Here is an 11,136-nt window from a genome sequence, read left to right on the forward strand (position 1 = left end):
GGTTTGCACGGCGGCGTCGAACGTTGCAGGCGGGTTCAGCGCGCAGACCGAGGTCATGGCATGGACCTGATAACCGGTCACCGAAGCACGGCCGGGTGCGCCGGACGCGCCCGCCGCAGCCTGCAGGGCAGCGGCGCGGTCGCGCAAGCCCGGCTCGCCCTGTGCCGCCAGCGCCTGCTGGAACGGCTGGCGGAAATCCTCGTAGCTGCCATAGCCCAACGCGCGAGCCAGGCGCAACATCGTGGCGGGCGCCACGCCCAGCGTCTGCGCCCGCCGGGGCNNGCGGCAGTTGTTCCACCTTTTCCTGGAGAGTGGCAAGCAGGGAGGACGGCAGGGGCATACGGACAGGACCGGATCAACTCGTAAAAACATATGATAAATAAAACATCATGAACAAAACATATGTTTTTATTGGGACTTGTCCGCAAGCGGATCAGCCTCGAGGGCCCCGGCACAGCGGCGTCAGCGTGCTGACAAGTCCGTTCATACTGCGGTCATCCTCGCCAAATCCGCGTTCATTTATTTACATCGTGCCCGGGTTTTTGTTTGACTCGAATAAATCGGGCGCATATGATTCGTGTAGAAATGATTTTGCCCGAACCATCTGTATCCATGACTGACGCCGCGAAAACCGAAACCAATCAGCAGTACGACCTGCGCATTTTGCGAGCCCTGCGCCGCATCACGCGTTCGATCGCGCTGCATTCGCGCCAGTTGTCCGCGGTCAGCCACATTACTGCGCCGCAGTTGATGTGCCTGCGCACTGTAATCGCCAACGGTCCCATGACCGCCACCGCGATCAGCCGCGAGATGCACGTCAGCCCCAGCACGGTGGTCGGCATCCTGGATCGCCTGGAAGACAAGGCGCTCATCCGTCGCGAGCGGGGCCGTGAAGACCGCCGCATCGTGTTCGTCACCGCCACAGAGGCGGGACAGGAATTGGCGCAAGGCGCGCCGTCGCCGCTGCAAAAGCATCTGGCTGACGCGCTCAATGCCTTGCCAGAATTGGAACAGGCCACCATCACCCTGTCCCTGGAGCGCATCGTGACGCTCATGGAGCAGGACGGTCAGGCCGCAGTCGACACGCATGGAGACGTGTCGTCGCCCATCCTTGAAGTGCCCACGGGCGGGGCACCCCCAGAATCGGGAATCGTTGCATGAAGAAAAACGAACTGGACTCCCCCATACTCTCAAGTGCCGTGGCGCCGGCGGTCAGCGCGCAGACCCATACCATGCGTCTGCCCGACCGCAAAGACGGCGCCGCGATCCACCGCCTCATTTCCGAGTGCCCGCCGCTCGACCTGAATTCCCTCTACGCGTACCTGCTCCTGTGCGAGCACTTCCGCGACACCTGCGTCCTGGCTGAAAGCGCCGGGGGACGCATCAATGGTTTCATCTCCGCATATGTGGACCCGTCCCGCCCTGACGTCCTGTTCGTCTGGCAGGTTGCGGTGCACGCCCGCGCTCGCGGCCAACGCCTTGGCCGCGCCATGCTCCGGGAACTCTTGCAGCGCAAGGGCCTGGCGCATGTCCGCTATCTTGAAACCACGGTGGGGCCTGACAACCAGGCTTCGCGCCGTACCTTCGCCGGCCTGGCCGCTGAAGTAGGCGCCCACGTTTCCGAACAGCCGTTCTTCGACCGGCAACTCTTCGGCGGCGCGGACCATGACGACGAGATGCTGTTAAGGATAGGTCCGTTCGCCTTGCCGGCCCCGTAGGGGCGCCGACGGCCTGACGGTCTTATCGATTTACCGGGATGGTTCGAACTGTCCAGGTGCGCTAGCCGCACCTGGCGGGATCAGGCCGTCCGTCAATTAATGAGTTGAAAAGGGAGGATTAATCATGGACTTGAAGATCTTTGACCGCATGGAGTCTGAAGTGCGGGGCTACATCAGGTCGTTTCCCGTGATATTCAATCAGGCCCGTGGCTCGACACTCATCGATGAAGATGGCACCGAGTACATCGACTTCTTCAGCGGCGCAGGCACGCTGAACTACGGCCACAACAATCCTGTTCTCAAGGAAAAGCTGCTGGAGTATGTGCAGGCGGACGGCGTCGTCCACGGCCTGGACATGGCCACCAGCGCGAAGAAGCGTTTCCTGGAGACGGTGGATCGCGTGCTGCTCAAGCCGCGCAACTGGCAGTACACGCTGCAATTCACCGGCCCGACCGGCACCAATGCCGTCGAAGCCGCGCTGAAGATCGCGCGCCAGGTCAAGGGCCGTCCCAACGTGATCTCGTTCACGCACGGCTTTCACGGCGTGAGCGGCGGCTCGCTCGCCGCGACGGCCAACATGAAGTTCCGTGACGCCGCCGGCTACGCGCTGGGCAACACGACCTTCATGCCCTACGACGGATACTTCGGTCCGGACGTGGACACCATGGCGTACATGGAACGCATGCTGGAAGACCCGAGCAGCGGCATGGACAAGCCGGCCGCCGTCATCGTGGAAACGGTGCAGGGCGAAGGCGGCGTCAACGTGGCCACGCTGCGCTGGCTCAAAGAGCTGGAAAAACTGTGCAAGCGGCACGACATGCTGCTGATCGTGGACGACATCCAGGTCGGCTGCGGCCGCACCGGCACGTTCTTCAGCTTCGAAACCGCCGGCATCCGCCCCGACATCATCACGCTGTCCAAGTCGCTATCCGGCTTTGGCCTGCCCATGTCGCTGGTGCTGATGAAGCCCGAGCTGGACATCTGGAAGCCCGGCGCGCACAGCGGCACCTTCCGCGGCAACAACCTGGCGTTCGTCACCGCGACGCAGGCGCTGGAAACCTACTGGACCAACGCCGCCTTCACGGCCGACATCCAGCGCAAGGAGCGCCTGGTCGGTGACTGGCTGGAAAACCTGGTGCACAGCTATCCCAACGCCGGCCTGTCGGCGCGAGGCCGCGGCCTGATCCAGGGTCTCGTGTCCAACGGCAATCCGGCGCTGTCCAACCGCATCGCCCAATGCGCTTTCAAGAAGGGCGTCGTGATCGAAACGTCGGGCGCGCACGATGAAGTGCTGAAGTTGCTGCCCGCGCTGACGATCGAGGAAGACCTGCTGGCCAAGGGCCTGGATCTGATCGAGGCCAGCGTGGCTGAAGCGCTGGCCGATGAGGGGCAGTCTGCCCGCATCCTGAAATTTGGAGGAAAACGTCAATGATCGTACGTAATGTCAAAGATGTGATCGGCACCGCCGACGAAGTCCGCACCGACACCTGGGTCAGCCGCCGCGTGCTGCTGAAGAAGGATGGCATGGGCTTTTCATTCCACGAGACCACCATCTTCCCGGGCGGCCGCACGCACATCCACTACAAGAACCATCTTGAAGCAGTGTGGTGCATTGAAGGCGACGGTTCGATCGAGACCATTGCCGACGGCAAGAAGTACGACCTGGGCCCCGGCGTGGTCTACGCGTTGAACGAAAACGACGAGCACTGGCTGTGCGGCGGCAAGGAGCCGCTGCGCGTCATCTGCGTCTTCAATCCGCCGCTGACCGGCCAGGAAGTGCACGACAAGGAAGGTGTCTACGCGCTGCCCGATGCGGTCGCGGCCTGATAAAAGGAGGTTCGCATGATCTCACCCGCGCAGGATCCGTACGCCTCCCGTACGGATCGCAGTTCCGCCATCATTTCCCGTCAGGACCCGGTCGTCTATGAAGACGGCAAGTACGCCAACGCCCTGAGCGACGAGCAGGTCGGCCAGTACGACCGCAACGGCTTCCTGCTGCTGGAAAACCTGTTCACGGAGGCCGAGGTGCGTGCGCTGTCGGCCGAGGTCGAGCGCATGACGCGCGACCCGTCCATCGTCCGCCGCGAAGAGGCCATCACCGAGCCGGGCAGCAACGCCGTGCGTTCCATCTTCATGGTGCACGTGCTCAATCCGATGCTGGCAAGGCTGGTGCGCGATCCGCGCCTGGTCAACGTGGCCCGTCAGATTCTCGGCTCCGAGGTCTACATCCACCAGTCGCGTGCCAATATGAAGCCGGGCTTCAAGGGCAAGGAGTTCTACTGGCACTCCGACTTTGAAACCTGGCACGTCGAAGACGGCATGCCGTCGATGCGTGCGCTCAGCTGCTCGGTGCTGCTGACCGACAACAACGAGTGCAACGGCCCGCTGATGCTGGTGCCTGGCTCGCATCGGCAGTTCATCTCGTGCGTCGGCGAGACGCCGAACGAGCACTACAAGCAGTCGCTGAAGAAGCAGGAATACGGTGTGCCGGATCCGGTCAGCCTGCAGTTGCTGGTGGAGCAGGGCGGCATCAGCACGATGACGGCCAAGGCCGGCTCCGTGGTGTTCTTCGACTGCAACACGATGCATGGCTCGAACAGCAACATCTCGCCGTGGCCCCGCGCCAATGTCTTCATGGTCTACAACAGCATGGAGAACACCCTGAACCCGCCCAAGTACGGGCTGACCCCGCGTCCCGAGCACATCGCGACGCGTAAGGGATTCAAGGCGGTCACGCCGCTGGACACCTTGAAGCTGGTCGGCGGCTGAGCAACCGCCACCTCATCTGGCCCGGGCTAGTCCCGGGCTTTTTTTGTCTCTTTTGGGCGGTCCGGCGCGCCGCATTTCTTGTATTCTCTGCGGCATTCATCACTCGTTGAGCCATCGCCGCCATGTCCGCCCGCATCCTCAGCCTGCATATCTACCCCGTCAAATCCTGCGCAGGCATCGATCTGACCGAATCTCCCATCGACCGTGCGGGCCTCGCCCATGACCGGCGCTGGATGGTGGTGGACGCGGCGGGCCAGTTCATGACGCAGCGGCAATGGCCGGCCATGGCGCTCATTCGCACGGCGCTCACTGCTGACGCGCTGCGGCTGTCGGCGCCTGGCATGGCTGACCTGGACATCGCGTTGGACGGGTCGGGGCTGCAAGGCGAGGCCCTCTCGGTCGGCGTCTGGGCCGACACCACCACGGCCCGGCGCGAAAGCGAGGCCGCCGCCCAGTGGCTGACCCAGTTCCTGCAGACGCCGTGCGGCCTGCTCAAGGTGGACGCCGCGGCGCGCCGCGACGCCAAGCCCGATTGGGTGTCACGCTGGGCCGATGCGCACCCCGACCTGGCCGACGCCTTCGTGGGCGAGCACTGCTTTGGTTTTGCCGACGGGTTCCCGCTGCTGATCGCCAACCAGGCCTCGCTGGTCGACCTGAATGCCCGCCTGCAGGCCAAGGGCGCCGACCCCGTCCCCATGGACCGGTTTCGTCCCAACATTGTGGTCGAAGGCGAATGGGAGGCCTTCGAGGAAGACCACACCGCCATGATTTCTGCAGCCGGGGTGCGGATGGCGTTCGTCAAGCCGTGCACGCGTTGCTCGATTCCGGACATCGATCAGCGCACGGCCAAGCAGTACGAGGAACCGGGCCGCACGCTGGCGGGTTACCGCAATCTGGACATCGGTGTGGTGTTCGGCCAGAACGCCATCCTGGATGCGCCGGCGGGGGCGCGGCTCAAGGTGGGTGACGCAGTCGAGATCGAACTGGATTTCTGAAGCGCCGCCCGGGCGGGGCTGGGGTCTAGTCTGGACCCTATGCCTTAAGCCCAGCCCGGCCGGAGCCTTACGGCGTGGACAGTTTCAGGCCAACGAGGCCCAGCACGATCAACGCGACGCTGGCGATGCGCAGCCAGCTCGCCGACTCCCCAAACAGCACGATGCCAGCCACAAAGGCGCCGATCGTGCCGATGCCCACCCACACCGCATAGGCGGTGCCCAGCGGCAGGGTTTTCATGGCCAGGGCCAGCAGCCAGAAACTGACCAGCATGCCGCCCACCGTAACGACGGACGGACCAAGCCGGGTGAATCCGTGGGTGTATTTCAGGCCGACGGCCCAGACGATTTCAAATAGGCCAGCCAATACCAGGATGATCCAGGTCATTCACGACTCCCATGTTGCGTTGCCGGCAAGGCGCCGGCATAAATGGGGTCGTCCCCGGAAAACGCGCCAGCCTTTTGACTGTGCGCAGCAACGGGCCGTCCCGCTGCGGCAAAAATTATAGAATACCGGCTTTCGACGGCAAATCCGGATGCCGGGCATCAACCTTGCAACACTTCGCGGTCCGGGCCGCGAAACCAGGAATTTTTTATGCAACGCATCATGCTGCGGGCAAAGCTGCACCGCGTCACGGTCACCGAAGCCGACCTTCACTACGAAGGCTCTTGCGGCATCGACGAAGACCTCCTCGACGCTGCCGGCATGCGCGAGTTCGAACGCATCGAACTCTACAACGTGACTAACGGTGAACGCTTCGACACCTACATCATCAAGGCCGCACGCGGCAGCGGCGCCATCTCGCTGAACGGCGCGGCCGCTCGCCGGGCCCAGGTGGGCGACCTGCTCATCATCTGCACGTACGGTCCGATGTCTGAAGAAGATTCGGCCAAGCACAAGCCCCAGGTGGTGCTGGTGGACGACGCCAACCGCGTCAAGGAAATCCGCAAGTTCCCGGCGTGAAGCCGGGCCGGGCGAAGCGCCTTTCAGGCAAAGCCGGATAGCGCTTCGTCGCCTCTGAACCGTTTCATCATGAGCTTCCAGGTCATCATCCAACCCAGCAAGCATCAATTTCCGGTCGAGCCCGGCCAGACCGTGCTCGACGCCGCGTTGGCGGCGGGCATCGTCCTGCCTTACAGCTGTCGCAACGGCGCGTGCTCCACCTGCAAGGGCAAAGTGGTGTCCGGGGAGTTCGACGCCGGCCAGTACCCCGCGCAGATCCTGTCGCCGGAAGAACTGGCCGACGGCTACACGCTGTTCTGCCAGGCCCGGCCGGAATCCGACCTCGTGGTCGAATCCACCGAGGTCCGGCTGGCCAGCGACATCCAGATTCGCAAGCTGCCGTCGCGCGTCCAGACCCTGGAACGCGTCGCGCCGGACGTCACGGTCCTCAAGCTGCAACTGCCGGCTTCCGAGCAGTTCCGCTACTACGCCGGCCAGTACGTCGAAATCATCCTGAAGGACGGCCGCCGTCGCAGCTATTCCATGGCTGGCGCGCCGCACACCGGCAGCCCGCTGGAACTGCACATCCGGCACATGCCGGGGGGCCTCTTCACTGATCACGTGTTCGGCGCCGGCGACACGCAGATGAAGGAACGCGAGATCCTGCGCCTGGAAGGGCCCTTCGGATCGTTCTTCCTGCGCGAAGACAGCGACAAGCCGATCGTTCTGCTGGCCAGCGGCACGGGCTTCGCGCCCGTCAAGGCCATCGTCGAACACATGATCCACAAGAACATCAACCGTCCGGTCGCGCTGTATTGGGGCGGCCGCCGTCCGCAAGACCTTTATATGGACACGCTGGCGCAGTCCTGGTCCGCGCAACTGCCGAACTTCCGCTACGTGCCGGTGGTGTCCAATTCGCTGCAGGAAGACAACTGGACCGGCCGCACCGGCTTTGTCCACGAAGCCGTGATGCACGACATCGCGGATCTTTCCGGGCACCAGGTCTATGCCTGCGGCACGCCGCTGATGGTCGATGCGGCCCGCCGCGAGTTCAGCGCGCAGAACGGTCTGCCGCCGGAAGAGTTCTACGCGGACGCCTTCACGTCCGAGGCCGATCTGGCGAAGGCCGGGTCGTAAGTAATATGTTTTTTTATTACTTAGGCGGCTGCAAAGCGGCAAGGTAAACTGCTTTGGCAGCGGCCTGCCGGGGTACGCGGACATCGGGTCCGCGCACGCAACCGGCATGCAAGGAGCGATGCGGGCATGAAAGTAGCGGTATTGGGTAGCGGCATTATCGGCATCTCCAGCGCCTGGTGGCTCAGCCAGGCGGGTCATGACGTCGTGGTCATAGACCGCTGCACCGGTCCCGCCCAGGAAACCAGCCTTGCCAATGGCGCGCAGATTTCCGTCTCCTACGCCGAGCCCTGGGCCAATCCCCAGGCGCCGATGAAGCTGCTCAAGTGGATGTTCCGCGACGACGCGCCGCTGCTGTTCCGTCCGCAACTGGACTGGCGGCAGTGGATGTGGGGGCTGGCATTCCTGCGCGAATGCCTGCCTGGCCGGCTGGCCCCCAACATCCGCGCCATGGTTCGCATGGCCGAATACAGCCGCGCCACGCTGCGCGGCATGCGCGTCGAACTCGGCATCCAATACGACCACCTCGAACGCGGCATTCTGAATTTCTACCGCGATCCCCACGAATTCGAAAACTCGCAGCGCGCCGCCGGCCTGATGCGCGACTTCGGCGTCGAGCGCCGCGTCGTGAACACCGACGAAGTCATCGCCATCGAGCCCGCGCTGGCGCCGCATCGCGCCACGATCGTGGGCGGCGACTACACGCCCGAGGACGAAAGCGGGGACGTGCACCTCTTTACCGTCGCGCTGGCCGAACACTGCGCCCGCGCGGGCGTCGAATTCCAGTACAACACGCGTGCCACCCGGCTCCTGACGCAGGGCGGGGCGGTCACTGGCATCGAACTCATCCAGCCCGACGGCCGCTATGCCACGCTGTCGGCAGACGCCTATGTCGTCGCCATGGGCAGCTTCAGCCCCGCGATGCTGCGTCCCCTCGGCATTCCGTGCAACGTGTATCCGGCAAAGGGCTATTCGGCCACGTTCCCGGTGCGCAATCCGGGTGCGACCCCCACCGTCAGCCTGACGGACAGCAGCCACAAGATTGTCTTCTCGCGGCTGGGCGACCGGCTGCGCATGGCAGGCACGGCGGAACTTTCCGGCTATTCGCGCAGCCTGAATACGGGCCGTTGCGAGGCCCTGACCCGCCTCGCCAAAGAACTCTTTCCCGACGCGCTCGATTTCGAGCGCGTCAGCTATTGGTCGGGCCTGCGCCCGTCCACTCCCTCGAACGTGCCTATCATCGGCCGCAGCCGTATTCCGAATTTGTATATCAATACCGGACACGGTACGCTTGGCTGGACGATGGGTGTTGGCTCGGGCCGGGCATTGGCCGATCTGCTCAGTGGACGGCGGCCAGAACCGGAATTCCCTTTTCTTGGTCTGTGAACCTATGAAGAAACTGCAATTGGCGGGCGTTGCCCGCGCGATGTTCGCCAGCCGGCGTGCATGGGTGTTTGGCGCCGCGATGGCGATGGCCGGCGTGGCAAACGCCGCACCCGTCGAAATCCAGGTCTGGCACACCCTGACAGATGCAAACAAGGCCGAGTTCGAAAAGCTCGCCAAGCAATACAACAAGGAACAGGACGACGTCAAAGTGACGCTGCGCGGTTTCGCGTCGCCGACCGCCCTGGAACAAGAGGCGGTGTCCGCGGTCAAGGCCAAGAAGGGCCCGAACCTGCTGCAACTGTCCGATAACCACTCGCCCGAAGTCGTGGCCCAGCACAAAGCGGTGCTGCCGCTCTACGAATTGCTGGCCAAGTATCCGATCAAGGACCTGAACTGGTTCGTGCCGGCCACCAGCAGCTTCACCCGCGACAGCAAGGGCCGCCTGCTGGCTTTCCCCTGGATGGCCGAAGTGCCGGTGATGTTCTACAACACCGCCGCCTACAAGAAGGCCGGTCTCGATCCCAACAAGCCGGCGCGCACCTGGACCGCGCTGCAGGCCGAACTCCTGAAGCTGCGCGATGTGGCCGATATCGACTGCCCCTACGCGTCCAGCGATCAGGTCGCGGTCCACCTCGAGAACCTGGCCCCGATCAACAATCAGCTGTTCACCAGCAACAACAACGGCCTGGATGCGGTCACCAAGAAATCCGCCGCGCCCGCCATGCAGTTCGACACGCTGTACATGCGCCACATCTCGCTGATGGTCAGCTGGAAGCGCTCGCTGCTGTTCACGGCGTATTCCGGCGACAACGCCTCCGACAAGCTGTTCGCCAAGGGCGAATGCGCCGTGCTGACGGCCAATTCGGGCGCGCTCGGCCAGTTCCTCGCCACCAAGTCGCTGTCCTTCGGCGTCTCGCCGCTGCCTTATTACGAGCAAGCCACGAAGGAGGGCGGCAAGCCCTTCGTCAGCGGTTCGGCGCTGTGGGCGCTTGAGGGCCATCCGCAGGCCCAGGAAAAGGCCACCGCGCAGTTCCTGGCGTGGCTGTCCAAGCCGGTGGTCGCCGCCGAATGGCATCAGCGCACGGGTTACCTGCCGCTGACCGAAGCCGCCTTCCGTGCCTCGGACGTGTCGTTCTACAGCAAGATCCCGGGCGCGCAGGCGTTTGTGGCTTCGATGAGCGCCAAGCCCGTCCAGAACGCACGCGGTTTCCGCATGGCCAACTACGAGCGCATCGAACCCGTGCTGAACAAGGAACTCACCGATGCCTTCGATGGCAAGGTGCCTCCCGTTTCTGCGCTGAACAACGCCGCCGCGCAGGCGCGCACCATTGCCACGCAGCGCTGATCGCTCCGCATAGCGGCGCGCTCCCGCAGCGCCGCGCAGCAGAAGAAAGCCTGGTCTACGGACCAGGTTTTTTTTTATCCGGATTCGTCGCCAGTGAAGGGTGGATGAATCCATCCGTCCGTACATGCCAGTCTGGCGGCGCCATCGGCGCTCGGCCACCATGCCGTTCAAGCGTGTCGCTTCCGATGCGCGCTTTGTTCGCGGTGAGGCATGGTACGAATCTTCTTTCTGGCCGCCGGGCTGTCTTGCCTGGGCGCATGCACGTGGTCGGGCCCGGGCTCAGGCCGAGACACAACCTCCTGGCAGGCGGCCAACCCGTTCTCGCAAGGGTTCCGCTTCGACTGGCAACTATCCGGCGATCCCGCCGTCGCGCCGCTGCAGGTCTTCGACGACGGGCGCGAGACCTGGCTGCAATTCCAGCCGGGCCAGCCGTTGCCCGCCATCTTCGGTGCGGGCGATGGCGGCGAACACCCGTTGCCTTATGTGCGCCGCGACCCTTACGTCGTGGTCGCCGGTGCATGGAAAGCACTGAGCTTTCGCGGCGGCAGGCTGGCTGCTCGGGCGCAGCGGGCGCATGGTGCGGCGGACATTCCGTCGCCCTTGACCCAATCTGCCTCGCGTATGGTACAGCCCCCGGCAACTGTTGTAGATGCATCGCAGCGTTCGCGGGCGGATTTCACCTCGCACACGAAGCTCGTCGCTGACTCGGCCCCGCGCGCGGATGGGGGCGCGCTGGCCGACACAGAAGCGTCGAGCCGTCCTGCCCCGCAGTCCGTCACGCTTGCGGGCGCGACGTCGACCGACACGCTCGTTGGCGCGCAGGCCGCCCCGTTCCGGGCCGCGCCGCCC

General features: G+C 64.1%; 12 protein-coding genes and 1 pseudogene. 11 read left to right on the forward strand and 2 right to left on the reverse strand.

The window, feature by feature from the left end:
* Positions 1 to 340, reverse strand: a pseudogene (locus B3446_RS11805) (silent information regulator protein Sir2); the annotation flags it as partial.
* 272 nt (positions 341 to 612) lie between these two features.
* Between B3446_RS11805 and B3446_RS11810 the strand changes: the two are divergent.
* From B3446_RS11810 to B3446_RS11835, 6 genes are all read left to right on the forward strand, one after another.
* A complete protein-coding gene (locus B3446_RS11810) occupies positions 613 to 1,161 on the forward strand; it encodes a MarR family winged helix-turn-helix transcriptional regulator (protein ID WP_224776794.1) in 549 nt (182 codons plus the stop codon).
* Positions 1,158 to 1,718 (forward strand): diaminobutyrate acetyltransferase, encoded by a 561-nt coding sequence (gene ectA / locus B3446_RS11815; RefSeq protein ID WP_291381203.1) that lies wholly within the window; start codon positions 1,158 to 1,160, stop codon positions 1,716 to 1,718. The genes B3446_RS11810 and ectA overlap by 4 nt, the downstream gene beginning before the upstream one ends.
* Positions 1,719 to 1,842: 124 nt before the next feature.
* Positions 1,843 to 3,150, forward strand: a complete 1,308-nt coding sequence (gene ectB / locus B3446_RS11820) for a diaminobutyrate--2-oxoglutarate transaminase (RefSeq protein ID WP_175125059.1) — start codon at positions 1,843 to 1,845, stop codon at positions 3,148 to 3,150.
* A complete protein-coding gene (locus tag B3446_RS11825) occupies positions 3,147 to 3,545 on the forward strand; it encodes an ectoine synthase (protein WP_056571502.1) in 399 nt (132 codons plus the stop codon). Before ectB ends, B3446_RS11825 begins: the two co-directional genes overlap by 4 nt.
* 15 nt (positions 3,546 to 3,560) lie before the next feature.
* On the forward strand, positions 3,561 to 4,487 hold the full coding sequence (thpD, locus tag B3446_RS11830) for an ectoine hydroxylase (protein WP_286935896.1): 927 nt from the start codon (positions 3,561 to 3,563) through the stop codon (positions 4,485 to 4,487).
* 122 nt (positions 4,488 to 4,609) lie between these two features.
* The gene (locus B3446_RS11835) at positions 4,610 to 5,482 is read left to right on the forward strand and encodes an MOSC domain-containing protein (protein WP_291381209.1); all 873 of its coding nucleotides are present in this window, start codon (positions 4,610 to 4,612) and stop codon (positions 5,480 to 5,482) included.
* Positions 5,483 to 5,549: 67 nt separating this feature from the next.
* Here the strand turns inward: B3446_RS11835 and sugE are convergent, their stop codons facing one another.
* Complete coding sequence (gene sugE, locus B3446_RS11840; protein ID WP_175139258.1) at positions 5,550 to 5,867, reverse strand: quaternary ammonium compound efflux SMR transporter SugE; 318 nt, start codon at positions 5,865 to 5,867, stop codon at positions 5,550 to 5,552.
* A 207-nt stretch (positions 5,868 to 6,074) separates the two neighbouring features.
* Here sugE and panD point away from each other — a divergent pair, with 207 nt between their 5' ends.
* The 5 genes from panD to B3446_RS11865 all read left to right on the forward strand — a co-directional run.
* Positions 6,075 to 6,443 (forward strand): aspartate 1-decarboxylase, encoded by a 369-nt coding sequence (gene panD, locus B3446_RS11845; RefSeq protein WP_039883066.1) that lies wholly within the window; start codon positions 6,075 to 6,077, stop codon positions 6,441 to 6,443.
* Between the two features lie 69 nt (positions 6,444 to 6,512).
* On the forward strand, positions 6,513 to 7,559 hold the full coding sequence (locus tag B3446_RS11850) for a CDP-6-deoxy-delta-3,4-glucoseen reductase (RefSeq protein WP_191577050.1): 1,047 nt from the start codon (positions 6,513 to 6,515) through the stop codon (positions 7,557 to 7,559).
* A gap of 126 nt (positions 7,560 to 7,685) precedes the next feature.
* On the forward strand, positions 7,686 to 8,942 hold the full coding sequence (locus B3446_RS11855) for a D-amino acid dehydrogenase (RefSeq protein WP_291381213.1): 1,257 nt from the start codon (positions 7,686 to 7,688) through the stop codon (positions 8,940 to 8,942).
* A 4-nt stretch (positions 8,943 to 8,946) separates the two neighbouring features.
* On the forward strand, positions 8,947 to 10,287 hold the full coding sequence (locus tag B3446_RS11860; RefSeq protein WP_191577048.1) for an extracellular solute-binding protein: 1,341 nt from the start codon (positions 8,947 to 8,949) through the stop codon (positions 10,285 to 10,287).
* A 210-nt stretch (positions 10,288 to 10,497) separates the two neighbouring features.
* Positions 10,498 to 11,136: TrbG/VirB9 family P-type conjugative transfer protein (locus B3446_RS11865; RefSeq protein WP_291381216.1), on the forward strand; the 639-nt coding region annotated here is incomplete at its 3' end.

The sequence above is a fragment of the Achromobacter sp. UBA5777 genome (genome assembly GCF_002418565.1).
Taxonomy (GTDB): Bacteria; Pseudomonadota; Gammaproteobacteria; order Burkholderiales; family Burkholderiaceae_B; genus Achromobacter; species Achromobacter animicus.

Coding starts and splice junctions, on each gene's coding strand:
- B3446_RS11810 (WP_224776794.1), top strand. CDS start 613: ATGACTGACGCCGCGAAAACCGAAACCAATCAGCAGTACGACCTGCGC.
- ectA (WP_291381203.1), top strand. CDS start 1,158: ATGAAGAAAAACGAACTGGACTCCCCCATACTCTCAAGTGCCGTGGCG.
- ectB (WP_175125059.1), top strand. CDS start 1,843: ATGGACTTGAAGATCTTTGACCGCATGGAGTCTGAAGTGCGGGGCTAC.
- B3446_RS11825 (WP_056571502.1), top strand. CDS start 3,147: ATGATCGTACGTAATGTCAAAGATGTGATCGGCACCGCCGACGAAGTC.
- thpD (WP_286935896.1), top strand. CDS start 3,561: ATGATCTCACCCGCGCAGGATCCGTACGCCTCCCGTACGGATCGCAGT.
- B3446_RS11835 (WP_291381209.1), top strand. CDS start 4,610: ATGTCCGCCCGCATCCTCAGCCTGCATATCTACCCCGTCAAATCCTGC.
- sugE (WP_175139258.1), bottom strand. CDS start 5,867: ATGACCTGGATCATCCTGGTATTGGCTGGCCTATTTGAAATCGTCTGG.
- panD (WP_039883066.1), top strand. CDS start 6,075: ATGCAACGCATCATGCTGCGGGCAAAGCTGCACCGCGTCACGGTCACC.
- B3446_RS11850 (WP_191577050.1), top strand. CDS start 6,513: ATGAGCTTCCAGGTCATCATCCAACCCAGCAAGCATCAATTTCCGGTC.
- B3446_RS11855 (WP_291381213.1), top strand. CDS start 7,686: ATGAAAGTAGCGGTATTGGGTAGCGGCATTATCGGCATCTCCAGCGCC.
- B3446_RS11860 (WP_191577048.1), top strand. CDS start 8,947: ATGAAGAAACTGCAATTGGCGGGCGTTGCCCGCGCGATGTTCGCCAGC.